Consider the following 25,756-nt stretch of genomic DNA (forward strand, 5'->3'; position numbering starts at 1 on the left):
GAGTTGTGCATCGGCGCTGTGCTCCGCTCGACTGCCGTCGTTGCTAATGAGCCGTAGCCGGCGCATCGGTCTGATCCGGGCGAGCAGAGGCACTCCGCCAGCTGTTCACGTCCGGCTCCTTGATGTTGGCGATGAACACATTGCCGATCGCGAAGATCAGATCGCGGGTACCGCGATAGCCGACCACAACCTGATGCGCGGCACCGAGCCGATCGAACATCGGCAGCCCCATCCGGAACAGCGGCACGCCCAGTCGCTCGGCGGCCTGGCGACCGTGCGAGTGCGTGACCAAGAGGTCGCAATCTTCGGCTCGGCGTTCGAGATCTTCGAGGTCGCCGATCAGCACCTCGTCGCTCGGCACCTGGGCCAGGATCGGCGAGGTCGTGGTCGTGACCGCAGCACTGACGGTGCAGCCCATGTCGGCGAGGAAGCCGCCGATATTCAGCAGCATGTCGGGCTCGGCGCCGATCGCGACGCTCTTGCCGCCGAAGTAGAAGTGGCCGTCGAGCATGGCGTCGACCAGCTGGCTGCGCTGGCGGCGATATTTCGGCGGCACCGGGCGGCCACTGATCTTAGCCAGCGTCGCCATCAGCTCATCGGCGGCGGCAAGCCCGGTGACCCGCGCCAGCAGCGTGAACGGCACGCCGGCCTTGGTTTCGAGCGCGACCGCGGCTTTGCGCATCTGCTCGCCGAACGCCAGCGTATAGGCGGCGCCGCCCATCGCAGCGACTTCGGCGACCGAAACACCACCATGCGTGGTCGGGGTGAAGTCGTCCGGCAGATGGCCGTCGAGCGAACCGGAAATATCCGGCAGGAAGGTCGGTGTCAGGCCGAACGCTTCGATGATGTCGCGCAGCTCATCGATGTCGCCCGGCGTCAGATGGCTGCCGGCCAACACGTTGACCCTGTCGGCATCCGGCGCGATGCCCTCAGCCGGCGCCTCGACCAGGCTCTCGACGATCCGCGTCACGGTAGCGGCGAAACCGTCTTCGAACGCGCCCTTGAAGTCCGGGGTCGACACCGGCACCAGCGCGACGTTTGCCAGTTCCGGATGATTGGCTCGCACCATCTTGATGTAGCCGTCGAGATCATCGCCTTTGATCTCGGTGACGCCGGTGGTGCAGATCCCGATCACGTCGGGCTTGGTGCGGCCGACGATGTTGACGATCGCCTCCTCGACGTTCTCGAAGCCGCCGAGCACGGTTGCGACTTCGCTCATCGCCGTGGTCTGCAGCGGAATCGACTCGCGGAAGTGGCGAACGAACAGCACCAGACCGAACGAGGTGCAGCCCTGGGAGCCGTGCAGCAGCGGCATGCAGTTGCGCAGCCCCATGAAGGCAAGCGCGGCGCCGAGCGGCTGGCTCATCCGCAGCGGATTGACGGTGCAAGACTTGGTCGAGGTGACGATCTGTGCCATCGCAGCCCCCTTACGCCACCCGAGCCGAACGCCCGAAGATCGCGCGCTGGCGATCGTCGGCGGCGTTAGCGGCATCGGCGCGCTCTTCCCAGGTCACCTCGTCCCACGGCGGGGCGCTGCGCACCTGAGCCCAGATCGGATTGGACAGCGACTTGTCGATCTGCCGAACCATCTCGACAATGCCGACATAGCCGCAATACGCGTAGGTCCGCTCCTGGTTGATATCCATCCAGGGCATCCGCGCCTTCAAGGCGACGAACTGCGAGCGGCCGCCCGACAGCATGATGTCGGCCTGCGCCTCTTTCAGCATCTTGTACATTTCGCGCGGGCGCAGATCGTCGATCTGGTGGACGTCCGGGCTCATCTCCTTGAGCCGCAGCTTGTCTTCCTTGGTCGACTTCTTGACGCTGGTGCCGACGATCGTCAGTCCGGCTTCCTGCAGCGCCGCCACCACCGACCACGACTTCACACCGCCGGTGATCAGCAGCACCTTCTTGCCTTCGAGGTGCGGGGTGTAGGCCTTGATTGCCGCCCAGGCCTTCGCCTCTTCGCGCGCGATCAGCGCTTCGACACGGTCCATCAGCTCGGCGCCAGCGCCGCGCTGGATCAACAGACGGGCGATCTGGCGCAGAGATTCGGAAGTGTCGCTGATGCCGTAGAACGAGCCTTCGAAGTACGGGATGCCGTAGCGCTCTTCCATCTTGCGCGCGACGTTGATCATCGCTGTCGAGCACACCATCATGGCGGCCCGGGCGCGGTGCGACTGCGCCACCTCGTGATAGCGCGCATCGCCCGACAGGCACGACAGAATACGGATGCCGAGCTCGTCGAGCAGCGGCTTCACCTGCCACAGCTCGCCCGCGACGTTGTATTCGCCGATGATGTTGATGTCGTAAGGGGTCGTGAATTCCGGCTCCTGGGTGCCGATCACGTAGTCCAGCATCGCCTCGCCGGCGAGCTTGTTGCCGAGATTCTTCGGCCCGACAAAGCCGGGCGAGATGATCGGGACGCAGGGCTTGCCGAACTTCTCGGCCGCCACCTTGCAGACGGCGACGATATCGTCACCCATCATCGCCGGCACACAGGTCTGATACACGAAGACTGCGGGCGGATCGTACTTCTCGATGATTTCCTTGATCGACCGGAACAGCCGCTTCTCGCCGCCGAAAATGACGTCGTTCTCGCCCATGTCGGTGGTGAAGCTGGTGCGATACAGCTTCGAGCCGGACGACTTGGTGCCGCGGTTATCCCAGGACGAGCCTTCACAGGCGATCGGGCCGTGCACCAGGTGCGCGACGTCGACGATCGGCTGCAGCGCGATCTTGGCGCCGTCGAAGGCGCAGCCACCGGCTGCGCCTCCCGGCTGCAGCGGTTTGCTGCAGCCCTTCTTGCGTTGCTTGTCGGACTTGGCCTGATTGGCCGCACAGCCGGGCTCGTTGAAGACGTCTTGAATCTTGTCTGCGAGGCGGCTCATGCGGCACTCCTGTAATCAGGTTCTCCGAAGCTGCGGCATCAGCGGATGATGTCGAAGCTGATGTCGGTCTTGCCGGCGGCGTTGGTCGACTTGTCCATTTCGTCGAAGATCTTGTCGAGGATCTTGACCAGGACGTTCATCGAACCCTGATAGCCCCACACCGGCGCGCGGTGATGGTGATGGCGATCGAAGATCGGGAAGCCGATGCGGATCAGCGGCGTGCCGGTGTCGCGCTCGAGATACTTGCCGTAGGTGTTGCCGATCATGAAGTCGACCGGTTCAGTGAACAGCAGCGAGCGCAGGTGCCAGAGATCCTTGCCGGCGTAGACCTTGCAGCCAGCGCCGAACGGCGATGAGTCAAGCAGCGCCTGCACCTTGGCTTCCCACGTCTTGTTGCCGTTGGTGGCGAGGATGTGGGTCGGTTCGCCGCCGAGTTCGAGGATGAATTCGGCGAGGCCGTAGCACAGGTCCGGATCGCCATAGATGGCGAACTTCTTGCCGTGGATGTGGGCGGCCGAGTCGGCGATGGCGTCGACCAGCCGGCCGCGCTCCTTGGTCAGCGCTTCGGGGATCGCCTTGCCGGTGATCCGCGACACCGCCTGCAGGAAGCGATCGGTGCCGCTGATGCCGACCGGGTGATTGAACGCCACGACCTCCTGGCCGTGGTCGGCGATCGTCGCCAGCGTCTTTTCGGTGCAGAACTCCTGCATCGAAATCGTCGCCTTGGCGTGGACGGCGTTGGCGGCCTGCTCCAGCGTGGTGCCGCCGTCGTACATCCGGAACTCGCCGTCGGCCGGGGTGTCCCAGACGTCGCTGTTGTCGCCGAAGATGGTGTATTCGACGCCCATCGTGTCGAAGAGGCGCTTGATTTCGCGGAGGTTACCGACGGTGTAGCCGTCGAAGCCGCCGAGGAAGTTGATCGACTCGTTGGGCTTGCGCTCGAGCTTCGGCGCGGTGCCGGACTTACCGTCCCAGAAGTGCTCGACCACGCCCTTCATGGGGTTGTCGTAGCCGGTGATGTGGCTGCCGACGAACGCCGGGGTGTGGGCGTAGGTGACGTCGAAGTCCGTCGGGACCGAGCCCTTCTCCTTGGCATTCTTGATGAACGCGTTGAGGTCGTCACCGATGACTTCCGCCATGCAGGTGGTCGAGACCGCGATCATCTTCGGCTTGTACAGCGCATAGGCGTTGGCCAGACCGTCGATCATGTTGTTGAGGCCGCCGAACACCGCGGCGTCTTCAGTCATCGACGACGACACGCAGGAGGTCGGCTCCTTGAAGTGCCGGGTGAAGTGGCTGCGATAGTAAGCGACGCAGCCCTGCGAGCCATGCACGAACGGCAGCGTCTTTTCGAAGCCGACCGCCGCGAACACCGCGCCGAGCGGCTGGCAGGCCTTGGCCGGGTTGATGACAAGCGCTTCGCGGGCGAAGTTCTTGTCCTGATATTCCTTGGTCTTGGTCCAGTCCGAGACGCGCGCGACCTCGGCTTCGCCAACATAATTCTCGAAATTCTTCCGCTTGTTCTCCATCAACTCTTCGTACTGGGGCTCACGGAAGAGGTCGAAGTGATCGCGGATCTTCTCTGCGGTCTCGGTCATGGTGATGTCTTTCCCAAGAATTCGGTGTCGCGGCGCTTCCGGCGGCTGGCGCCGGAAGCCCGGTGTGAAGGTTCAGCTCAGCTCCAGGGTGCCTTGGTCAGTTTCCAGACCGGGGCATTGATGGCGATGTCCATGTCGCGGGCGAAGATGCCGAACCCGTCGTAGCCGTGATACGGGCCCGAATAGTCCCAGGAATGCATCTGGCGGAACGGAACGCCCATCTTCTGGAAGATGTACTTTTCCTTGACGCCGGAGCCGACCAGGTCGGGCTGCACCTTCTCGACGAACTTCTCGAATTCGTAGCCAGTGACGTCGTCGTAGATCAGCGTGCCGTCCTTCACGTAATGGGTGGTGCGCTGATAGTCGTCGTTATGGGCGAACTCGTAGCCGGTACCGACCACTTCCATGCCGAGATCTTCGTAGGCGCCGATGACGTGGCGCGGACGCAGACCGCCGACATAGAGCATCACCTTCTTGCCTTCGAGGCGGGGGCGATATTTGGCGATCACCGCATCCATCTTCGGCTTGTACTTGGCGATGACGCGCTCGGCGCCTTCCTTGATCTTGTCGTCGAACTTCGCGGCGATCTCGCGCAAGCTCGCTTCGATCTTGGACGGGCCGAAGAAGTTGTATTCAACCCACGGAATACCGAACTTCTCTTCCATGTGCCGCGTGATGTAATTCATCGAGCGGTAGCAGTGCAGGATGTTCAGCTTCGCCTTCGGGGTGTTCTCCAGCTCGGCGATGGTGCCGTCGCCGGACCACTGCGCGATCACGCGGAGACCCATTTCCTCGAGCAGGATGCGCGAGGCCCAGGCGTCGCCGCCGATGTTGTAGTCGCCGATGATCGCGACGTCGTAGGGGGTCGACTGGAAGCCGGCATTCTTCTCGGCGGCCTTGTCGAACACCCAGTCACGGATCACGTCGTTGGCGATGTGGTGGCCGAGCGACTGCGACACGCCGCGGAAGCCTTCGCAACGCACCGGGATGATCGGCTTGCCGTCATACTGCTTCGACTTGGCCTTGGAGACCGCCTCGATGTCGTCGCCGATCAGACCGATCGGGCACTCCGACTGCACCGAGATGCCCTTGGAGAGCGGGAACAGCTCCTGGATCTCGTCGATGATCTTGCCGAGCTTCTTGTCACCGCCGAAAACGATGTCCTTCTCCTGGAAGTCGGAGGTGAACTGCATCGTGCCGAAAGTGTCGACGCCGGTGGTGCCCTTGTAATAGTTGCGGCGCGAGCCCCACGAATACTGGCCGCAGCCGACCGGGCCGTGGCTGATGTGGACCATGTCCTTGATCGGGCCCCACACCACGCCCTTCGAGCCGGCGTAGGCGCAACCGCGGATCGTCATCACGCCCGGGATCGACTTGATGTTGGACTTGACCGAGCACTCCGCCTTCTCGGCGTCGTACGTGTTGAGATGCTTGGCGCGACGCTTGGCCGACTTGTCCGGATAGGCCTCCAGGACTTCGCCGATCAGCTTCTTGTTACGTTCCTTGATGTCCGCGGGGGATTCTGCGACTGCGGTGCTCATCGTTGTTCCTCGTGTCTGGGGCCGCCGGGATGGCGGCCGGTCGCGCTAGGCGACCGGCCTGGCTGATGCGATCAGGCGGACGCGGCCGCCTTGGCGGCTTCCTTGGCGGCGAGCTCGGCGAGCTGCTGCTCCTCGGTCTTCATGATGCCGAAGTCGAGCAGCATCTCTTCCAGCTCTTCCATGGTGATCGGGGTCGGGATGGTGCCGTTGCCGCAGTTGGCGTGGACCTTGTTGGCCAGGGCGCGATATTCCTTGGCCTGCTGGCTGTCGGGCGCGTACTGGATCACGGTCTGGCGGCGCAGCTCGGCGTGCTGCACGATATTGTCGCGCGGCACGAAGTGGATCAGCTTCGAGTTCAGCTTCTTGGCCAACGCTTCGGCGAGGTCGAGCTCGCGGTCGGTCTGGCGCTCGTTGCAGATCAGGCCGCCGAGGCGGACGCCGCCCGACGAGGCGTACTTCAGAATGCCCTTGGAGATGTTGTTGGCGGCATACAGCGCCATCATCTCGCCGGACATGACGATGTAGATTTCCTGCGCCTTGTTTTCACGGATCGGCATCGCGAAGCCGCCGCACACCACGTCGCCGAGCACGTCGTAGGAGACGTAGTCGACGTCTTCATAGGCGCCGTTTTCTTCGAGGAAGTTGATCGCGGTGATAACGCCGCGGCCGGCGCAGCCGACGCCCGGCTCCGGGCCACCGGCTTCGGTGCACTTGATGCCCTTGTAGCCGATCTTCATCACGTCTTCGAGTTCGAGGTCTTCCACCGAACCCGCTTCCGCGGCGAGGCTCAGCACCGTGTCCTGCATCTTGGTGTTGAGGATCAGACGGGTGGAGTCCGCCTTGGGGTCGCAGCCGACGATCAGGATCTTCTGACCCATCTCGACCAGCGCCGCGAGGGTGTTCTGCGAGGTGGTCGACTTGCCGATGCCGCCCTTGCCGTAGAATGCGATTTGCCGAAGTGCCATGTTTTCTCTCCGTTGACCTAATGCCGCTTGATCGATTTGCGCCGAGGCGCAGCCTTCTTCCGTTCAAAACCGTCGCACGGCTCAGATGCGGACGTTGCCCTTTGCAGTAACTGCTCGGCCAACCATCCCTCGCCTTGCTGATCCCTGTTTTGCAACGAGCGTGCCAAGCTTCGCCGGAGACGAAAAAGTGTGTGTTTTCGCGGAGATGTAGAATGTCCGGGCAGAATGTACGTAGATGTTTAGAATCCGACATCGCCGCCGAGCGGACGACATCCCAGGGGACGGCTGTTAGAAACGAAACAAACTGATACCGGCCGGGCGAGCTAAGCGAGACTCTGTCGCAACTCGAGAACGGCTCGCTGCGTCATCGCGAGGGAAGCGAGGCGATCCAGGGCCCGTTGTATGGAAGCAGGACCAAGCTCGTCACCATGACGAGGGCGAGTGCACGTATCGTCGTGCCCAGCCTTGTGCCGGGCATTCACGGGTACGGCAGGGCCTGGAGCAAGAACGGAGATGGCCGAGCCGCCGCCGCGCCGAAGCAGCTTCGGCGCAGGCGGGACAAGCCCGGTCAGGACGTTCATTGAGAGTGGGAAGAGACGAGGAAGCGCCTACGCCGTCAGCGCTTGGCTCTGCAGCAGTTCGCCGAGCGTGGCGACGAACTTCGTCAGCGGCCAATCAATCCGGGTGATGGACTGTTCCTCGAGGAAGCGCTCTTCGTTGCGGGTGGGCGTATCCGGCAACACGGCCCAATGCTGGGCAGAGGAGCGCTTCATGATCTGGCGGGCGAAGGCGCGGTCGAGCTGGGTATCGAACCGGCAGCCGAGGAACAGGAAGTTCCTGTCTTTGCGCAGCTGCTGCACCGTCAGCGGGATCGGCGTCTGAATGTCGATCTCGGTCAGGACTTCGACATAGTCGCTGTCGGACACCAGAAAATTGGCGGCCGGCGCGACCGAGCCGATCGGCTGATACAGCATCGTCGTCCAGCCGAGCGCCTCGTCTGGGACCGGCGCATACAGCGGCATCTCGTCTTCGGTCACGATGCCGGGTGCGGGCTCGGCAATCTCGCTGCCGTCGGGCCTGTAGTAATTCACCCAATGGCCGTGATGTTCGCTCTGGCTGACGCCCTGTGCCATGCCCCAATTCTGGCGATTGGCGAACGCCTTCTGTGGCAGGTCGTCATACCAGGCGTGGACCAGCAGCGGCAGCTCGGGCAGCGACGCCAGCATCCGATGCAGCTCGTTCGGCTGCGGCGAGGTCCGGAACGCCTCGGCCATCATCGTCGTCAGGGTTTTGCGGTGCTTGAAGTTCTCGATGTACTGCGCGGCGCCGGTGAGATTGGTGCGGACCTTGTGCGGCACCGTGGTCTTCGCGGTCAGCCGCGCCACCAGCTCGGCCGGCGAGGTCGGCACGCTGCTCGACTCGCCGAGCGCCACGCAGGCAGAGCCGAGATACGGGATCACCTCGCCGCGCAACAAGCCTGCGGCGATGTCGTCGAGTGCTTGTACCGGCATGATCCTGCTCCCTGTTAGATCGCTCTTGCGGCCTTGTGATGGACCACCACCAGACCGGTCGCGCGCGCCGCGTCGGTCGTGATGGTCCAGCAATGGTTCGATCCGTCGACCAGATAGACGCTGAACCGCGGATAGTCGCGGAACGGCTGCTCCGCATAGATGTCGGACGCGTCACACTGCGTCAGCGACAGGCCGGAAAGCTCCTGCCGCACCGTCTTCAGCGCACCGGCCTCGGCCGCGTCGCCTCCGAGCAGCGCGTCGAGCCGGGCGAGATCGTCGGGCGACAGCGCCATGGTCAGAGCTTGCGGGCTTCGACGGTGATCGGCAGTGGCGTGTCCGCCGCCATCACCGGCAGTTCGAGCTGCCAGCCATTGGCAAGCGTAACCTTGCCGCCCCAAAGCGCGGGATTCTCCATCTCGACGATCGGCTCTTCGAGGTCCTTCTTGGCGACATAGGCGGAGTGACCGGTCGCGGTCTTCCGGATCATCACTTTCATCGAGGGTGGTCCTTTGCTTGGCCGCCGCGGCGACAGGTCAGAGTGGGGTGATTTCGTCTTCGAGACAGCCGATCACCCGGTGTTCGGCGAATTCGACGAGATAAACTGGCCGATTGGTTTCGGTGTGCAGGCCGATCCGGACGATCTCGCCGGCGTCGCCGCTCTTCACCAGCAGCGCGTCCTCCGGCTGGTCCGGAAAGCTGCCGTCATTGAACAGGTCGATCTCGGCGCGGACGCGCTGGCCCCATTGGTATCGCGGCTCCGGCGTCATCACACTGCCTCCTGCGTTTCGGCCTGAAAAGCTTCGACCGCGACCAACTCCCGCCGCTTCATGCCGACGATGCGGCCCTGCGCCACGAAGTCGACGCCGTAGATGTAGAACTGCTGCAGGAAGGTGCCGATCGAGACGACGTAGCCCTCGTCGCCCTTCTTCACCAGCACCTCGCCGATCTCCTTGCCGGGAAAGGTGCCGTCGTTGCGGATGTTGAGCCGCGCCCGGACCTTCTGGCCGTATTCAAACTCCGGCGGGCCATCGAGCTCGACGATGTCGCTGTCACGCGCGATGTTCATGGCGAGGGCTCCGTTGCGGGTTTGAGCTGTGCAGGTTCGGTGAAGCCGCTGCGGCTGCGCGCCAGCTCGCGCACCAGCGGATCGGGATCGTCGAGCAGCGGCGCCAGTTCGTAGGCGTCGACGCGGCTGGCGACTTCGTAGCGAACCCGCCAATCGGCATCGCCGAGCATCGCCAGCAGCCGGCCGGGCGTCATTCGCTTTGCGGCTTCGAGACGGACTTCGCCGTCCTTATCCATCGCGATCTGGGCCAGCCATTCCGGGCCGATCCGCCGAGCCACTTCGCGGCGCACGCCGGGATCGGGATCGAGCACCAACAGCGGCAGCAGGCCGGGCGATGCCCGCCGCGCCACGATCTGGCGGACATAATAATCCTCGTCGCTCGCCATCGGGCGCAGCTCGTCGTCGCTCAGCACCGAGGCGACGCGGATCCGCACTTCGCGATGCGGGTCGCTGCGCAGGCCGAGCAGATAGCGCTTCGGCAGCCGGCGTGCCGCGCTCCACCGCACCGTCTCGTCGGGATCCTGCAGCAGCTTCGGCAGCAGGAACACCGTAGCATAGCCGGCCGCAACCGCGCGCGTCTCGAAATACGGATGGTCGAGATAGGAGTCAGCGAGCGCGCGGTTCTGCTGGAAGAACCGCTCCAGCCGCCGCGCATAGCGATCCTGGACACACGCCTTCTTCAATTCGCACAGCCCGGCGGACAGCAGCTCGTGATGCGGGCACGACGCACAATCAACCTCATTGCCCTGCCAATCACGGGCTTCGTCGATGTCAGTCGTCATCGTCCTGCCCTATCCGCCGCCACACATCGAGCAGCACGGCAGCGCCGACCTTGTCGGTCGGATCGAGTTCGAGCAGCTTTTCGACCGCCGCATGACCTTCGTCGAGCTGGCCGAGCCGCATCTGCAAATAGGCGTAGGCCTTCAACGCAAACAGATAGAACCGCGGCAGCACCGCCGAATAGCTGGAGAACTCGGCATCGCCGCGGCGCACCTTGCGCCAGTCGGAGGCGAGGCCGTTGTCGCGCGCCGCCTTGCACAGGCAGGCCTGCGCCACTTCAAGTGCCTCGCCGAGGCGGCCCTTATAGAAATAGAACCGGTACAGCCCGATCAGCACTGCGGCATGGTCAGGCGCTAGCAGATGAGCTTCGCGCAGGTGCTGCTCAGCCAGCGCCTCGCTCTGATAGTCACGCCCCGCCAGCTCGAGATGCCGATGTGCATCTGCCGGCAGACCGGCGCCGAGCAGCGCCCCAGCCAGCAACGACTGCTCCGGACCGGACATCGTCAGTTCGCTGTGCATCAGGTCGGGCATGGCTCACAGCTCCCGCAACTGGTGCAGACCGGCGGTCGGCTTGGACCCGCTGTCGCTGGCGCACTGACAGTTCGATCCTTTCGGGTCGTGGAACATGAAGCCGCTGGAGGTCGGCGTCTCCATGAAATCGATCACCACGCCTTCGAGCAGCTTCAAGCTCGATTCCGGCAGAAACAGCTTGTAGTCGCCGCGATCGACCACCGCGTCGCCGGTGTGCGGCGCGCCGGCGATATCGAACTGCGCTGACAGGCCGGAGCAGCCGCCGGCGCTGACCACCAGGCGGAAGCCGCCGGTGCCGCCGCTGAACCGCAGCATGCGCCGGATGAATTTTTCGGCCGAGGGGGTGAAGCTCATGTCCATCGGAATCGCCTCATGCTGCCTGGTAGCGCGGGACGGAATTGTCGATCACGCAGGTGCCGTCGACCGGGCACACCGCGACACATTGCGGCTCGTCGTAGTGGCCGATGCACTCCGAGCACTTCGAAGGATCGATCGCGAAGGTGCCGCCCTTCTCGAAGATCGCCACATTCGGGCACTGCGGCTCGCAGGCCGAGCAGCCGGTGCATTGCGAGGCGACGATCTTGTAGGCCATGGCCGTTCCCCTTCGCTGCGCTCGCCCTAAGCCTCGGTGAAGGCGCCCTGGCGGATCGTGGCATCGCCGCGCGCGACGTGTCGGATCTCCGACTTGCCGACGCGTTCGAGGTACTCCTTGAAGTACGCGATCACCGACTGCTCGATGTATTCGAACGCATACGTCTCGACCGCCTCGATGCCGGCACCCGCGAGCGAATCCTTCGGACACATGCCGATCTTGGCAACCAGCACGGCCGTGCAGTCGTTCAGCGCCTTGAGGATCGGCTCGATGCCGGTTTCGCTGGCGTAGCCGCCTTCACAATACAGATCGACACGGCGGTGACCGACGAACTTCGCACCGGCAGTCGACACTTCGTAGATCTGGAATTCGTGAGCATGGCCGAAATGCTCGTTGATGACGCCGCCTCCCTTGGTGGCGATCGCCACCTGAATCTTGATGGTCGCGGTCTCGTCGGCAAGCTTGTCCAGCTCGCGCTGCTTGGCGACCGCGATCGCGTCGCGCTCGGCCTCGACCTTGGCCTGGTAGGCCTGGCGCGCGGCGAGATCATATTCGACGTCCATCGCCATCACCTTTTCGGTGGTGAATTCGGCGCTACGGTCCTCGCCGAGCAGGCCGACGGCGTCGGCACGGCACTGCCGGCAGTGCCGCATCATGTTCATCTCGCCTTCGCAAGCATCCTGCAGCGCCTTGAGCTCCTGCGCGGTCGGGCCGCGCTGGCCGGACAGGCCGAACGCAGTGCCGTGCTCAGCTTCGGAGATCAGCGGCATGATGTTGTGCAGGAAGGCGCCGCGCGACTTCACCGCCTTGTTGACCTCGATCAGATGCTCGTCGTTGATCCCCGGGATCATCACCGAGTTGACCTTCACCAGGATGCCGCGCGCGACCAGCATCTCCAGGCCGAGCAACTGCCGTTCGCTAAGGATCTTCGAAGCCTCGACGCCGGTGTAGCGGCGGTGATTGTAGAAGATCCACGGATAGATCTTCGCGCCGACTTCGGGATCGACCATATTGATGGTGATGGTGACGTGATCGACCTTCATGGCGGCGATCTGCTCGACGTAGTCGGGCAGCATCAGGCCGTTGGTCGACAGGCACAGCTTGATGTCGGGTGCGGTTTCAGTGACCAACTCGAAGGTCTTGAAGGTCTTGGCCGGATTGGCGAGCGCATCGCCCGGGCCGGCGATGCCGAGCACAGTCATCTGCGGGATGGTCGAGGCCACTGCGACGACCTTGCGCGCGGCCTGCTCCGGGGTCAGCTTTTCGCTGACCACGCCGGGGCGGGATTCGTTGGCGCAATCGTATTTGCGATTGCAGTAATTACACTGGATGTTGCACGCGGGCGCGACCGCGACGTGCATGCGGGCGAAATGATGGTGCGCCTGCTCGCTGTAGCAGGGATGGTTCTTCACCTTCTCCCAAACCTCCGGCGGCAGATCGCTGGGACCTGCGGCCGAGCCGCAGCTGGTCTTGCCGGCGCCGCCCTTGCTGCTGCAGCCCGATTGCGCTGCGCTCTTGCGCATCTCGTCGAACGACGTCGTTCCCAGCGCGCTGAAATCGTGCAGTTGCAGCAGCTTGCTCATATCCGGGCCTCGTTCGATCGCCGCACGACAGGCGGCTTGACGGTGGGTAATGGTGCTGCAACCGAGCCGGCGAAGATCAATTTCGATCCGCGGGCGCGGCGATCCGTTGAAGACGGCGTCCGACGGTCAAGGCGTCGGCCGTCTTGCAAGATCACGCGTCAGGCCGGCACGCAGGTGTTCTCGACCGGGCAGACCGAGACGCACTGCGGCTTGTCGAACTGACCTTCGCACTCGGTGCACTTGGTCGCGTCGATCACATAGGTGCCGCGCTTCATGCTGATCGCGGCGTTCGGGCATTCGAATTCACACGCACCGCAGACGGTGCACTGGGAGGTAACAATCTTGTAGGCCATGGTCGGCTCCTGGTTCGCAGAGTGCTGCTGACCAGTTGTCTTTCAAGCCGCGTGCCAGATGCGTGATGATTGATTTTAAAGAACTATTTGTCGCCTCAGAGGGCCCGCGCCGGTGTAGGGCCCCCGACACTTGTCGCAAGTCTGACAGGTGCTCTGACCCGTCATTGAGCCCCGTCTCACACGACAGAGATCCGCGTTGAAGTGTATACGGGCAGCCGAACGCGCGACGCTGAGGAGCGTCGCGCGTGTTGGGCGGATGGGCGCGCGGCAGGCGCGTCAGAAGTGCTTGAGCTCGATGTTGTGCTTCTTCAGCGCGTAGCCGATCTGGCGCGGCGTGAGGCCGAGAATGCGCGCGGCCTTCGCCTGCACCCACCCGGCTCGCTCCATGGCGTTGATCAGCCGCTCGCGCTCCGACATGTTCGATTCGTCGGAGGGGATCTCCGAACGGACCGGCGCCGGCGCAAAATCATCTGCTGATGCGACCGGCTCGCGCGGATGCACGATTTCCACCGGCGCCTTGCGTGGCAGGACCTGGAGCGGAATTTCCGGGCGCGGACGCTCGGGCGCCGGTTCGGCGTGGCCCTTCCACAGGATCGCCGACAGGCATTCGTCCTGGTGGCAGGCGAAATCGCTGTCGCGGATTTCCGGCCCCATCGCCAGGGTGGCGGTGCGGCGCACGCAGTTCTCCAGCTCGCGCACGTTGCCGGGGAACGAGCAGGCCTTCAGCAGATCCAGCGCGTGCGACTCGAAGGCCAGCTCGCGGCCGTTCTCCTTGTTAAAGTTCTTTAGGAATTCGGTCGCTAGCAGCGGGATGTCGCTGGGCCTATCGCGCAGCGGCGGCAGGATCATCGGCACCACGTTGATGCGGTAGTACAGGTCGGCGCGAAACTCCTTGCGCGCCACCGCCTCTTCCAGATTGCGGTTGGTGGCGGCGACGATACGGACATTGACCTTGATGGTCTGGTTGCCGCCGACCCGCTCAAACTCCTGCTCCTGCAAGACGCGCAGCAGCTTGGCCTGGAACGACGCGGAGATCTCACCGATCTCGTCGAGGAACAGGGTGCCCTTGTCGGCGAGCTCGAACCGCCCCTTGCGCGAGGCGATCGCGCCGGTGAACGCGCCCTTCTCATGCCCGAACAGCTCGGACTCCAGCACCGATTCCGGCAGCGCCGCGCAGTTGATCTTGATGAACGGGCCGTTGGCGCGCGCCGACAGCTCGTGAATCGCCTTCGCGATCAGCTCCTTGCCGGTGCCGGACTCGCCGCGCAGCAGCACGGGCGACTGCGACTTGGCGATGATGCTGACCTTGGCCAGCAGTTTGCGGATCGCCGGGCTCTCGCCGACGATGCCGTCGACCTTGACCCGCTTGCGCTCGCGCTCCGGCTTCAGCTCGGACAGTTCCTTCTGCAACCGATGGCTCTCCGCCATCAGCCGCTCGCGGTCGCGGGTGACGACGCGGTGCAGCTTCACGGTCTGGCCGATCAGATTGGCCACCATGGTGAGGAAGCGCACGTCCGCGTCCATCCGGAAATGCGAACGGCCGTCACGGACGCGGTCGATGCTCAGCGTCCCCACCACCCGCGAATCGATCCGGATCGGCACGCCGATGAACGACACCCGGGTCTCGTCAGTAGCGCCGAGCGCCATCGCATCGGCGGCGGTAAACATCGGATGGGCAGAGACATTATCGGCGACCAACGGCACCGCGGTGGCGACGATCTGGTCGATCGCCTTCTGAGGCAGCCGGGCGCGATAGCGGTTGTCGCTGCCCTCGTTCCAGCCGACGCCGACGGTAATATCCGGGATGCCGTCATCCGCCAGCAGCGACACCACGCCGTTGCGCATCTGCAGGAACGACTGCAGGAGGTTGACGACGTTGGCGAGCGTGATCTCCAGCCGCGCCGGTGAGGTGAGGATTTTCGAGATCTCGAAAATGCCGGTGAGCGCTATATCACTCAGCGGTATCGGAGGATGGGTCATCGACGGCGACGGGTACTCGTTTTCGACAAGGCGGATTTCGCGCTGAGCCATAGCTCGTCTCCATCGCTCCCGAGCCTTCCCCCGTCAGATCCGGAGCATTGCGAGATTGTGGATGAATTCCAACCAGATGTCGTGCTCATCTTGGCTGCATCGCTGCGGAAGTTATGGCTAGCTCTGCTTAGTTCATTACCACTGCTAAAAATGCTGATAATCAACTGATTACTACTCTAGCACCAGTCCGCCGCCGTTACCGCATTGACGCAGCGCAAAACTGACCGACCAAAAGAGCGGCAGCCAGCAGGCTGCCGTGTGTGATTGCTAGTCAACCGCAACTAATTGCGAACTATTCGCCTGAACCCGACACTCAGACGTGCTGACCGCCATTGATGTGAATTTCTTCACCGGTGACGTAGCTGGCTGCATCCGAGCACAGGAAGAACATCACCTTGGCGACCTCATCCGGCGTCCCGATCCGCCGCATCGGAATCGTCGGCGCCAGCATCGCCTCGGTTTCGGGCGACAGGATGTCGGTCTTGATCTCACCCGGCGCGATCGCGTTCACCCGGATGCCGTAGGGCGCGTAATCATGCGCCATCTCACGGGTCAGGCAGGTCAGCGCCGCTTTCGAGGTGGCATAGGCGCTGCCGGCGAACGGATGCACGCGCGAGCCGACGATTGAGGTGACGTTGACGATCGAGCCCTGCCCGGCGCGCAGTTCGTCGAACAGCCCCTGCGCCAGCATCACCGGCGCCAGCAGGTTGACGTGGAATACACTCATCCACGTCCCGACCGGCGTATTCAGCGACGTCAGCCGCTCGCCTTCGGCGCTTTTGGGGGAGATCGCCGCATTGTTGATCAGGGCGTTCAATGGGCCGCCGCCGAGCTTCTCTTTCAGCTCGTCGATCGCCCGGGGGACTGCGCGATGGTCGGCGAGTTCGACCGCGACGTGGTTCTCGAGGCCAGTCGCCCACGGACAGCGGTCGTCGGCGAACGGCTGCCGCGAGCAGGTAATGATGCGCCAGCCGGCGTCGGAGAACAGCTTGCCGGTAGCATGGCCGATACCGCGCGACGCGCCGGTCAGGACCAGCGTCTTTTGCTTGCCTACGCGCGCCTCGCGCTGATCATTGTGAAACGGACAGGCACCACCTGTGGCCGACGGCATTCCGGCCGGCATACCAGGAGGCATCTCTGCGGGGCGCCCGGCAGGGGGCGAAGAGGGCGCGGGTTCGGGCCGCTCTGCGTGCAGTGGTTCAGGGTGCACGGGACGGTCTCCATCGGTTTCGTTGCAAGTGAACTTGCATGAACCGGGCCAACCGCTACGACATTCGATTTAGGCCGACAAACCACACCTAGTTGCCAGCCGATGTCATCACAGCGACACCGCTCGCGCCGCACAACCCGACACAACGTTGGCTTTCCGACATCAAAACCCGCCACCCATTACCACTAACAGCGCCCGCTCGGTCTGGTCCGGCTCTTGCTTAAACAGGCTTCGGACACTGAACACAGCGTGGTGGTGATGACGCAGCCTCTCCAACTCAGCGCCGGCGGCTTCGCAGTCGTGCTCGGGACTAATGAGATCGCCTCCGCCGTCGCCGTGCATCTGCACCGCGCCGGCTGCTGTGTGGTGATGTCGCACGATCCGTTTCCGCCGGTGATCCGCCGCAAGATGGCGTTTCACGACGCGCTGTACGGCGACGAAGTCACGGTCGAAGGCGTGCGTGGTGAGCGGGTCGATCACGCCACCCAGATCTTCAAGGCGCTGCGCCGCTCCGACAACGTGCTGGTGACCTGGCTGGCGTTGCCGGACCTGCTGCCGATCAGCATGGTCGACGTGCTGATCGATGCGCGGATGCAGAAGCACCGGGTCACGCCGGATCTGCGCGGGCTCGCACGCGTCAGCGCCGGCCTCGGGCCCGGCTTCTCGACCGCGGTGAACTGCGACGTTGCCATCGAAACCCGTCCCGGCCGCAGCGGCCTGATCGTCGGCTCCGGCTGGACCGATGCGGCCGACGGCGTCGCCAGCCCGCTCGGCGGCGTCGGAGCCGAGCGGTTCCAATATTCTCAGGCCAGCGGTCGATGGCGAACCGCGGTCGAGATCGGCAGCCGTGTCTTCAACGGCTATCCGATCGGTCACCTCGGCGGCGTTCCGGTGCGGGCGCCGTGCGACGGCATCCTGCGCGGCGTCGTGCGCGACGGCCAGGACGTACCTCAGGGCGTGAAATTGCTCGAGGTGGATTCCCGCGGCCGCCATGCGCAGTGGACCGGGATCGACGATCGCGGCCGGGGCATCGCCAAGGCGGTGCTGCGGGCCGTGCAGCCGCAGGCCGAAATCCGCCCGAGCTACGCGGCGCAGCCGATCGCGGTGTTCTAGGCCAGCGACGGCCTGCCGCTCGCCATCGCCAAGATGGCTTTCCCACATTGACTGACGCCTCGTCCCGAGGAGCCCGGCAGAGCCGGACGTCTCGACGGGATGAGCGGTTGCATGTCGCGCGGCCAATGGTTCGAGACGGCGCGGCGCGTCTCTTCGCCAGGAGGCCTTGCCAAGAGCATCTCTGCTTTTGACAGAATCAGGACCGAGCTTCCTAGAGCATTTCTGATTTCGACGGAATCAGGACCGCACTTCCTAGCGGTCGCAGCTTGCAGAACCTCATGGTGAGGAGGCGCGAAGCGCCGTCTCGAACCATGTGCCGCAAGCCCTGCGGCTCCTCATCCTTCGAGACGCCCGGCTTTGCCGGGCTCCTCAGGATGAGGGCTTTTAGTGCGCTTGGAAAGGCCAAGTTCGCTTCAATCAATCGAAGAAGCGCTCTAATCCTCGCCGTCGCGCAGCCGGCGCCACACCGCGCCGAGCACGTTGGAGTAGTCGTCGGTCCACACCCGGTCGCCGTCGCGCGGCGCAGTCAGGGTCCAGTCGTCATTGGCGGCGAGCCAGCCGATATCCGCCGCCTCGCGGGCCGAGATCACCACCGAGGTGGCGAAGATGTATTCGGCGTCGCGCCCTGCATCCTGCGACGCAACCCAGCTCTTCAGCCCGTTGGCATCGGCGATGCCGACGGCCACACTCGCCAGTTCGAGATGGCGGTTGGAGACGTGCATCAGCACGGCGCCCTGTGGCGCCAGCTTAGCCTTGTAAATCGCCATCGCCTCGCGAGTGGCGAGATGGATCGGGATCGCGTCCGACGAATAGGCATCGACGATGATCAGGTCGTAGGCGCCGTCCGGCTCGTGCGCGAAGGTCAGCCGCGCGTCGCCGACCACGGGCTGCAGATCGGGCGCGCATTTGCTGACGAAGCTGAAATATTTCGGATCGCGCGCCGTATCGATCATCGACTGATCGATCTCGAAGAACCGCCAATGCTCGTCCGGTGCCGCCGCGCAGGTCAGCGTGCCGGAGCCGAGCCCGATCACGGCAACGCGGATCGGGCCGCCCTTGCGCTCACGGAGCGCGGTGATCGCCTGCCCGATGCCGCCGTCCTTGTGGTAGTACGAGATCGGCTCGGGCCGCCCGGTGACCGGCGTGCCGTCGTCTTTCAGCACGCGTTCGGCGCCGTGGATGGTGGTGCCGTGCAACAGCACATGGAAGCGGCCGTCCGCCGTCACCTGGATCTTGTGCACGCCGAAGAAGCTGCGCACCGTTTCGATCCGCCCCTCGTCGGCCGGATACAGCCGGATCAACACCAAGGCGAGCACGACGGTGGCGAGCAGCTTGGCTGGGGCTGCGCGCAGCGCCACCGCGAGGACCACCCCGAGCCCGACGACATCGCCGATCACCAGCACGCGGTTGGTGGCGAACCATTCGTGCAGCTTGCCGGTGGTGAACGCGGAGGTGATCAGCACCACCGCCAGCGCGGCGATCAGCAGCCAGATCGCCGCTGACCATTGCGGCCGCCATTCCGGCGTCTGCGGCCGGCACAGCACTGCCAGCGCCAGCAGGATCGGGTATTCGGCGATCCAGGAGAACGTGTACGGCGCCAGCAGCCCGGCGAACAGGCCGCCGACCATGCCGCCAAACGACAGCGCCACGTAGAAGCCGGTGAGATATCGCGCCGGCGGCCGGGTCCGCGCCAGCTCGCCATGGCAAGCCATCGCGATGATGAAGAAGCACACCAGGTGTCCGCCGAGCGTCAGCAGCAGATTGTGCTCGGACGCCGAATAGGCCAGCAACACCACGGTCACCGCGATCGCGATCGGCTGCAGCGCCAGCATCCATTTGTGCGGCAGCAGCGGCCGCGACTGAAACACCAGCACCCAGGTGAGCAGATACAGCGACAGCGGCAGCACCCACAGCAGCGGCGCGGCAGCGACGTCGGTCGAGATGTGCGCAGTAACGGCGATCAGCAACCCGGACGGCACTGCGGCGAGAAACACCCAGCGCCCCACCGTCAGCCATGATGGCGCCGGGACATCCTGATCGTCGGCGGTCAATTCGCCCGCAGCGCTGGCCGGCGCGCGCAGCAGCAGCACGCCGCAGGCGGCGATCAGCAGGATCAGCACGCCGTAGCCGGCGGTCCACATCAGGTTCTGCAGCCGCAGCGTCAGCAGCGGCTCGAGCAGCACCGGATAGGACAATAGCGCCAGGAAGCTGCCGATGTTGGACGCCGCATAGAGGAAGTAGGGATCGCGGCCGTCGGGATGGCCGGTGCGGACGAACCACGCCTGCAGCAGCGGATTGTTGGCGGCGAGCGCGAAGAACGGCAGGCCGATCGACACCGCGAACAGGCCGAGCAGCCACAGCTCATAGCCGCTCGCGGGCGGCGTGCCCCATCCGCCGGCGATCGCCAGCGGCAGCGTCAGCAGCGCGCCGACCAGGACCAACAGATGCACCACGACCGGCACCCGGCGGTCGGCAAACCGGCTCAGCCCGTGCGCATAGGCGTAGCCGGCCAGCAGCAGCGACTGGAAGAACACCATCGCCACCGACCACACCGCCGGCGAGCCACCGAGCCGGGGCAACACCATTTTGGTGAACAGCGGCTGCACCGAAAACAGCAGCAGCGCGCTGACGAAGATCGCGGTGGTATAAACGATCAGTATCTGCCGGTTGCGCGCCGGGCTGGCCTGGCTCGCGGCGAGGGTCGGTTCGGTCATGGCGTCTCCTGCTGCGGTCCGCCGCGGCGGACGCTGGACATCGTCGGCCATGGCGATGGATTCCGGCAGGCCCGTGACGCGCCGCATCCTAGCGTCGCTCTGTGAACAATGGCAAAACCAGCCGCGAACGCGTTTGTCACAACCGGTCCGGGAAATTTCCGATGTCCGATCCCGACGTCCTGATCATCGGTGCCGGTCACAACGGCCTCACTTGCGCGGCCTATCTGGCGCGCGCGGGATTGAAGGTGAAGGTGGTGGAGCGCCGCAGCGTGGTCGGCGGCGCCGCGGTGACGCAGGAGTTTCATCCCGGCTTCCGCAACTCGGTCGCGGCCTACACGGTCAGCCTGCTCAATCCGAAAGTGATCGCCGACCTCAAGCTGCACGAGCACGGGCTCAGAATCGTCGAGCGCAAGGCGCAGAACTTCCTGCCCGCGCCGGACGGCCAATATCTGCTCACCGGCAACAACTTCACCGCCGCCTCGCTGGCGCGGCTCAGCCCGCATGATGCCGCAGCGTTCGGCGGGTTCGCGGCCGAGCTCGAAATCATCGCCGATGTGCTGCGGCACTTTGTGCTGCGGGCCCCGCCCAATCTGGTGGCGCAGTTCGGCTTGCCGGCGATCCGAGAGAGCCTGAACGCGCTCGGAACCGCCAACCGGCTGCGGGCTCTCACCATGGAGCAGCAACGCCTGCTGCTCGATCTGTTCACCTGCTCGGCCGGCGAAATGCTCGACGCCCGCTTCGAGCATGATTTGGTCAAGGCGCTGTTCGGCTTCGACGCCATCGTCGGCAACTACGCCAGTCCGTATGCGGCCGGCTCGGCCTATGTGATGCTGCATCACGCGTTCGGCGAGGTGAACGGCAAGAAGGGCGTCTGGGGTCACGCGCTCGGCGGCATGGGCGCGATCAGCCAGGCGATGGCCGCGGCCGCCCGCGCCGCCGGCGCCGAGATCGAGACTTCCGCTGGGGTGCGTGAGGTTCTGGTCGAGAAGGATCGCGTGGTCGGCGTCAGCCTGGACGACGGCCGCAGCGTGCGGGCGCGGTTTGTGGCGTCCAACGTCAATCCGAAGCTGCTGTACACCCGCCTGCTGCCGCAGGATGCCCTGCCCGACGATGTCCGCCGACGGATGCAGCACTGGAAGACCGGTTCAGGCACGTTCCGGATGAATGTCGCGCTGTCGCAGCTGCCGTCGTTCTCCGCGCTGCCCGGCGACGGCGACCACCTCACCGCCGGCATCATCATCGCGCCGAGCCTGCCCTACATGGACCGCGCCTATCAGGACGCCCGCGCCCATGGCTGGAGCCGCGAGCCGGTGGTCGAGATGCTGATCCCGTCGACGCTCGACGATAGCCTGGCGCCGAAGGGCCAGCACGCCGCCAGCCTGTTCTGTCAGCACGTCGCTCCCGAACTGCCGGACGGCGCCTCCTGGGACGACCACCGCGACGAGGTCGCCGACCTGATGATCGCCACCGTCGACCGCTACGCTCCTGGCTTTGCCGCCAGCGTGCTCGGCCGCCAGATCCTGTCGCCGCTCGACCTCGAACGCGAGTTCGGCCTGCTCGGCGGCGACATCTTCCACGGCGCGCTCAGCCTGAACCAGTTGTTCTCGGCGCGCCCGCTATTGGGCCACGCCGACTATCGCGGCCCGCTGAAGGGTCTCTATCACTGCGGCAGCGGCGCCCACCCCGGCGGCGGCGTCACCGGCGCCCCCGGCCATAATGCGGCCGCGGCGATCCTCAACGACCACCGCAGCTTGTTCGCAAGCCGTGGGTAAGGCTGGGGATAAGCCTGTGGATAAGCTGTGGAAAACTTGTAGATGAACAGGCCGCTGGGGGCGTTTTTCAGCCGCGCAGGCAGCGCTTGGCTTCGGCGATCTGCGCCCAGCTGTAGCCGTTCTTGAGCGCCCAGGCGATCGACTTGGCCCGGCCATGTTCGCTGACGTAGTAGCGCACCGTGACGCAGTCGACGCCCGCCGGAATGGCGGTCTGCCCAGCCGGAAAAGCGACCGGCGTCACGCCGCCCTGCCCCTCGGCGAAAGCCGCGGGCGTGCCAACGGTTGCGAGCAAGGCTGAAACGACCACCATCGTAGACAGTTTTCCGCGCCGGATGGCGCTCGCGCACAGAACTTCGTTGGCCTTGCTCATCAAACCTCATGTCGTTGTCGGGGATCGTCGCTGGCGGCGCCGTCATTGGAGCTGCGGCCAAGCGCGCGAACCCATTGGCCAAAGAACAAGGCGACAATAGGACTCTCGCAACCAAAACTTGAAACGCAGCCGGCACGGAACTGGTTCCGCGCATCTATTCGCGACCGGTGTCCGCGGGCGCGGACAACTCCCCAGGAAGCGTGTGCGTAACAGAACTTCCGAGTCTTTTTCTGTTCTGCGCGCAGAGGCTTGGAATGCGTTCGTCACGCTGTGCACGAATCTGTCGACAAGCTGCGCGAAGGCTGTGGAGAACTGTGAATCTTGCGGATTCAACCCTGTGCATAAGTCATGGACAAGCTGTGCGTTTCCGGCGCAGAAGCGGTGGACGATCTGTTGAGAGATCACTTCAGCCGCGCCCTTTCGCTGCCAACCTTCGGACCTGCCATGACTGATCCCGCCCCCACTGTCCGCGCCAGCTTCGTGCTTGGCGACGAGACCACCGCCCGCCGCGTCACCGACCTGCTCGGCGAGTGCTTCGACGAGGCCGAGATGGCGATCGCAGCGTTCGAGCGGCCGGACCGCAGCTGGGAAGTGGCGCTGCATTTCGGCGAGCAGCCGAACCTCGACCATATCCGCGAGCTGGTGGCGCAGGCCGCCGGCCCCGAGGCCGCGCAGGCGATCAGCCTCGAAACCGTCGCCGCCAAGGATTGGGTCGCAGCGAGCCTGGAAGGGCTGGTGCCGGTCCCGGCTGGCCGCTTCGTCGTCCATGGCAGCCACGACCGCGACCGCGTCCCGGCCAACAAGCTCGGCATCGAGATCGAAGCGGCGCTCGCGTTCGGCACCGGCCATCATGGCACCACCCGCGGCTGCCTGACCCTGCTCGATCTGGTGTTGCGCGCCGGCCCGCCGCAGCGCGTGCTCGACCTCGGCACCGGCACCGGCGTGCTGGCGATCGCCGCCGCCAAGGCACTGCGCCACACCGTGCTCGCCACCGACATCGACAAGCAGTCGGTCGCGGTCGCGCGCGAGAATGCGCGGCTCAATGGCGTCGGCAATCTGGTTCAGGCCGAATGGGCAACCGGTTTCGCCTCGCCGGTGTTCGCCGCCCATGCGCCGTTCGATCTGGTGCTGGCGAACATCCTCGCCAACCCGCTGCGGGCGCTGGCCCAGCCGATGAGCGAGTACCTGGCGCCGGGCGCCCTGTTGATCCTGTCGGGGCTGCTGCAGCCGCAGGCGCAGAGCGTGATCGCGGCGTATCGGGCGCGCGGCTGCGTGCTGCTGAGGCAGCTGGTGATCGAAGGCTGGAGCAGCCTGCTGCTGGTGAAGACGTTCTGACGGGGAGCGCTGCTGAGCGAACGCTCAGTGCGCGGGCTTGTCGGGGAAGCGGCTGTGGGCGTCGCCGTTCGGGTCGGTGCGCCTGACCGCCGACTGGACGAAGCGGTCCAGAATGCGCACGATCACACCACGCGGCTGCGGCTGCTCGGGCTCGACGTTCGGAGGCGTACCACCCGGGCGGACCGGCGGGGAAATCTTCTCAAACGTAAAAGCAGGCATGGTGTATCACCTCGTCGTTGAGTTGAGACACTCCCGGGATTGTCCCGGACGCGTTGTCAGAGCGTGGTGCAGCTGGCACTGCGGAGCTCTCGCCCGTCTCTTGCGGGCTCGATAAATCAAGCATAACTCGTGCCATAAGCTGGACTTTATGCATATCGCGTGAGCCGTGCGCAACGTGTCGAGGGAGCAGACCGCTATGTTCGAGTCGCATTTCCAGAGCTTCGAGGAGCCCGAGAGCGGAGTCGCACTCACCGCGCGGCTGTCGGCGTTTCGCGAAGAGCTGCTGCGGCGCAAGCTCACCGGATTTGCGATTCCCCGCGCCGATCAGCAACAAAACGAATATGTGCCGCCGTCCGACGAGCGGCTGGCCTGGCTCACCGGCTTCACCGGATCGGCGGGTCTGGCGTATGTGCTGATCGATCAGGCCGCGTTGTTCGTCGACGGCCGCTACACCTTGCAGGCCGCCAAGCAGGTCGACGGCAATGCGTGGGGCATCGAGTCGCTGGTCGAACCGCCGCCGGAGCGCTGGCTGGAGACGCATCTGAAAGCCGGTGATCGCCTCGGATTTGATCCGTGGCTGCACACTTCTTCGGCAGTCGAACGGATGCAGGCCGCCTGCGCCAAAGCCGGCGCCGAGCTGGTCGCGGTCGACGGCAATCCGGTCGACGCGGTGTGGAGCGAACGTCCCGCGCCGCCGCTCGGGCCGGTCACCGTCCACGGCGTGGAATTCGCCGGCGAGAGCGAGGCCAGCAAGCTCGGCCGCATCAACGAGGAGCTGGCCCGGCTGAAGGCCGATGCGCTGGTGCTGTCGGATTCCCACGCGGTCGCCTGGACCTTCAACATCCGCGGCGCAGACGTCTCGCACACGCCGCTGCCGCTGTCCTACGCGCTGCTGCCGAAGGACGGCCGCCCCACCATCTTCATCGACGGCCGCAAGCTGTCGAACAGCGTGCGCGACCATCTCGAACAGACCGCCGAGGTCGCCGAGCCGGCAGAGCTGGCGCCGATGCTGCGCGAGCTGGCCAAGACCGGCGCCACCATCGCGCTCGACAGCGCCACCGCGGCCGATGCGCTGACCCGGCTGATCAAGGAGGCCGGCGGCAAGCCGCTGCGCGGCGCCGATCCGGTCGCGCTGCTCAAGGCGGTGAAGAACCAGGCCGAGATCGACGGCACCCGCGCCGCGCATCGCCGCGACGCGGTGGCGCTGGCGCGCTTCCTCGCCTTCATCGATGCCGAAGCGCCGAAGGGCACGCTGACCGAGATCGATGCGGTCGAAGCGCTGGAGACCTTCCGCCGCGACACCGGCGCGCTCAAGGACGTGTCGTTCCCGACCATCTCCGGCACCGGACCGAACGGCGCGATCGTGCATTATCGCGTCACCCGCAAGAGCAACCGCCGCATCCAGCCCGGCGACCTCTTACTGATCGATAGCGGCGCGCAGTATCAGGACGGCACGACCGACGTCACCCGCACCATCGCGGTCGGCGAACCGACCGCGGAGATGCGCGACCGCTTCACCCGCGTGCTGCGCGGTCACCTCGCGATCGCCCGCGCGGTGTTTCCCGACGGCACCACCGGCGC

General features: G+C 65.0%; 25 protein-coding genes. 4 read left to right on the forward strand and 21 right to left on the reverse strand.

Features of this window, described 5'->3' with window-relative positions:
- Nucleotides 1–43: 43 nt before the first annotated feature.
- The 18 genes from nifN to DYI24_RS03270 all read right to left on the reverse strand — a co-directional run bounded on the left by nifN (nucleotide 44) and on the right by DYI24_RS03270 (nucleotide 16,553).
- Entirely contained in the window at nucleotides 44–1,417 is a 1,374-nt protein-coding gene (gene nifN, locus DYI24_RS03185) for a nitrogenase iron-molybdenum cofactor biosynthesis protein NifN (RefSeq protein ID WP_164571227.1), read from the reverse strand.
- Between the two features lie 10 nt (nucleotides 1,418–1,427).
- On the reverse strand, nucleotides 1,428–2,891 hold the full coding sequence (gene nifE, locus DYI24_RS03190; protein WP_164571228.1) for a nitrogenase iron-molybdenum cofactor biosynthesis protein NifE: 1,464 nt from the start codon (nucleotides 2,889–2,891) through the stop codon (nucleotides 1,428–1,430).
- A gap of 38 nt (nucleotides 2,892–2,929) precedes the next feature.
- Entirely contained in the window at nucleotides 2,930–4,489 is a 1,560-nt protein-coding gene (gene nifK, locus DYI24_RS03195; protein WP_164571229.1) for a nitrogenase molybdenum-iron protein subunit beta, read from the reverse strand.
- A gap of 77 nt (nucleotides 4,490–4,566) precedes the next feature.
- Nucleotides 4,567–6,030, reverse strand: a complete 1,464-nt coding sequence (gene nifD / locus DYI24_RS03200) for a nitrogenase molybdenum-iron protein alpha chain (protein ID WP_107346162.1) — start codon at nucleotides 6,028–6,030, stop codon at nucleotides 4,567–4,569.
- A gap of 71 nt (nucleotides 6,031–6,101) precedes the next feature.
- Entirely contained in the window at nucleotides 6,102–6,995 is an 894-nt protein-coding gene (gene nifH / locus DYI24_RS03205) for a nitrogenase iron protein (protein ID WP_054161688.1), read from the reverse strand.
- Between the two features lie 608 nt (nucleotides 6,996–7,603).
- On the reverse strand, nucleotides 7,604–8,506 hold the full coding sequence (locus DYI24_RS03210) for an SIR2 family protein (RefSeq protein WP_164571230.1): 903 nt from the start codon (nucleotides 8,504–8,506) through the stop codon (nucleotides 7,604–7,606).
- A gap of 14 nt (nucleotides 8,507–8,520) precedes the next feature.
- Complete coding sequence (locus DYI24_RS03215; RefSeq protein WP_164571231.1) at nucleotides 8,521–8,799, reverse strand: DUF6129 family protein; 279 nt, start codon at nucleotides 8,797–8,799, stop codon at nucleotides 8,521–8,523.
- A gap of 2 nt (nucleotides 8,800–8,801) precedes the next feature.
- On the reverse strand, nucleotides 8,802–9,002 hold the full coding sequence (nifT, locus tag DYI24_RS03220) for a putative nitrogen fixation protein NifT (RefSeq protein ID WP_107357099.1): 201 nt from the start codon (nucleotides 9,000–9,002) through the stop codon (nucleotides 8,802–8,804).
- Nucleotides 9,003–9,039: 37 nt separating this feature from the next.
- Nucleotides 9,040–9,273, reverse strand: a complete 234-nt coding sequence (locus DYI24_RS03225) for a nitrogen fixation protein NifZ (protein WP_107346167.1) — start codon at nucleotides 9,271–9,273, stop codon at nucleotides 9,040–9,042.
- Nucleotides 9,273–9,572: a nitrogen fixation protein NifZ gene (locus DYI24_RS03230; protein ID WP_107357101.1), complete on the reverse strand. Its 300-nt coding sequence runs from the start codon at nucleotides 9,570–9,572 to the stop codon at nucleotides 9,273–9,275. The genes DYI24_RS03225 and DYI24_RS03230 overlap by 1 nt, the downstream gene beginning before the upstream one ends.
- Complete coding sequence (locus tag DYI24_RS03235; protein WP_164571232.1) at nucleotides 9,569–10,354, reverse strand: 4Fe4S-binding leucine-rich repeat protein; 786 nt, start codon at nucleotides 10,352–10,354, stop codon at nucleotides 9,569–9,571. The genes DYI24_RS03230 and DYI24_RS03235 overlap by 4 nt, the downstream gene beginning before the upstream one ends.
- Nucleotides 10,344–10,883: a tetratricopeptide repeat protein gene (locus tag DYI24_RS03240; RefSeq protein ID WP_011160159.1), complete on the reverse strand. Its 540-nt coding sequence runs from the start codon at nucleotides 10,881–10,883 to the stop codon at nucleotides 10,344–10,346. The genes DYI24_RS03235 and DYI24_RS03240 overlap by 11 nt, the downstream gene beginning before the upstream one ends.
- 3 nt (nucleotides 10,884–10,886) lie before the next feature.
- Nucleotides 10,887–11,243, reverse strand: coding sequence for a HesB/IscA family protein (locus DYI24_RS03245; RefSeq protein WP_107346171.1), 357 nt, complete (start codon nucleotides 11,241–11,243; stop codon nucleotides 10,887–10,889).
- Between the two features lie 10 nt (nucleotides 11,244–11,253).
- Nucleotides 11,254–11,475, reverse strand: a complete 222-nt coding sequence (locus DYI24_RS03250; protein WP_107346172.1) for a 4Fe-4S binding protein — start codon at nucleotides 11,473–11,475, stop codon at nucleotides 11,254–11,256.
- A gap of 26 nt (nucleotides 11,476–11,501) precedes the next feature.
- Nucleotides 11,502–13,058 carry a nitrogenase cofactor biosynthesis protein NifB gene (gene nifB, locus DYI24_RS03255; protein ID WP_164571233.1) on the reverse strand — a complete coding sequence of 519 codons (1,557 nt, stop codon included), beginning with the start codon at nucleotides 13,056–13,058 and terminating at the stop codon, nucleotides 11,502–11,504.
- Nucleotides 13,059–13,216: 158 nt separating this feature from the next.
- Nucleotides 13,217–13,411 (reverse strand): 4Fe-4S binding protein, encoded by a 195-nt coding sequence (locus DYI24_RS03260; RefSeq protein ID WP_164571234.1) that lies wholly within the window; start codon nucleotides 13,409–13,411, stop codon nucleotides 13,217–13,219.
- Between the two features lie 276 nt (nucleotides 13,412–13,687).
- Nucleotides 13,688–15,442, reverse strand: coding sequence for a nif-specific transcriptional activator NifA (nifA, locus tag DYI24_RS03265; protein WP_107357107.1), 1,755 nt, complete (start codon nucleotides 15,440–15,442; stop codon nucleotides 13,688–13,690).
- Between the two features lie 313 nt (nucleotides 15,443–15,755).
- Nucleotides 15,756–16,553 carry an SDR family NAD(P)-dependent oxidoreductase gene (locus tag DYI24_RS03270; RefSeq protein WP_349627730.1) on the reverse strand — a complete coding sequence of 266 codons (798 nt, stop codon included), beginning with the start codon at nucleotides 16,551–16,553 and terminating at the stop codon, nucleotides 15,756–15,758.
- Between the two features lie 357 nt (nucleotides 16,554–16,910).
- Between DYI24_RS03270 and DYI24_RS03275 the strand changes: the two genes are divergently transcribed.
- The gene (locus tag DYI24_RS03275) at nucleotides 16,911–17,765 is read left to right on the forward strand and encodes a xanthine dehydrogenase (protein WP_164571236.1); all 855 of its coding nucleotides are present in this window, start codon (nucleotides 16,911–16,913) and stop codon (nucleotides 17,763–17,765) included.
- A 434-nt stretch (nucleotides 17,766–18,199) separates the two neighbouring features.
- On the opposite strand, the gene DYI24_RS03280 is transcribed toward DYI24_RS03275, so the two are convergent.
- Nucleotides 18,200–20,479: a spermidine synthase gene (locus tag DYI24_RS03280; protein WP_164571237.1), complete on the reverse strand. Its 2,280-nt coding sequence runs from the start codon at nucleotides 20,477–20,479 to the stop codon at nucleotides 18,200–18,202.
- A gap of 161 nt (nucleotides 20,480–20,640) precedes the next feature.
- On the opposite strand from DYI24_RS03280, the gene DYI24_RS03285 reads away from it, so the two are divergent.
- Entirely contained in the window at nucleotides 20,641–22,251 is a 1,611-nt protein-coding gene (locus tag DYI24_RS03285; RefSeq protein ID WP_164571238.1) for a phytoene desaturase family protein, read from the forward strand.
- 67 nt (nucleotides 22,252–22,318) lie between these two features.
- Here the strand turns inward: DYI24_RS03285 and DYI24_RS03290 are convergent, their stop codons facing one another.
- The gene (locus DYI24_RS03290) at nucleotides 22,319–22,621 is read right to left on the reverse strand and encodes a hypothetical protein (protein ID WP_164571239.1); all 303 of its coding nucleotides are present in this window, start codon (nucleotides 22,619–22,621) and stop codon (nucleotides 22,319–22,321) included.
- Between the two features lie 444 nt (nucleotides 22,622–23,065).
- On the opposite strand from DYI24_RS03290, the gene DYI24_RS03295 reads away from it, so the two are divergent.
- Nucleotides 23,066–23,956: a 50S ribosomal protein L11 methyltransferase gene (locus DYI24_RS03295; RefSeq protein ID WP_164571240.1), complete on the forward strand. Its 891-nt coding sequence runs from the start codon at nucleotides 23,066–23,068 to the stop codon at nucleotides 23,954–23,956.
- 24 nt (nucleotides 23,957–23,980) lie between these two features.
- On the opposite strand, the gene DYI24_RS03300 is transcribed toward DYI24_RS03295, so the two are convergent.
- Nucleotides 23,981–24,175, reverse strand: coding sequence for a hypothetical protein (locus tag DYI24_RS03300; protein WP_107345293.1), 195 nt, complete (start codon nucleotides 24,173–24,175; stop codon nucleotides 23,981–23,983).
- A gap of 196 nt (nucleotides 24,176–24,371) precedes the next feature.
- Here DYI24_RS03300 and DYI24_RS03305 point away from each other — a divergent pair.
- Nucleotides 24,372–25,756, forward strand: a 1,385-nt coding sequence (locus DYI24_RS03305; RefSeq protein WP_164571241.1) for an aminopeptidase P family N-terminal domain-containing protein, incomplete at its 3' end; no start/stop codon positions are given.

The organism is Rhodopseudomonas sp. BR0C11 (genome assembly GCF_010820945.1).
GTDB lineage: Bacteria > Pseudomonadota > Alphaproteobacteria > Rhizobiales > Xanthobacteraceae > Rhodopseudomonas > Rhodopseudomonas palustris_H.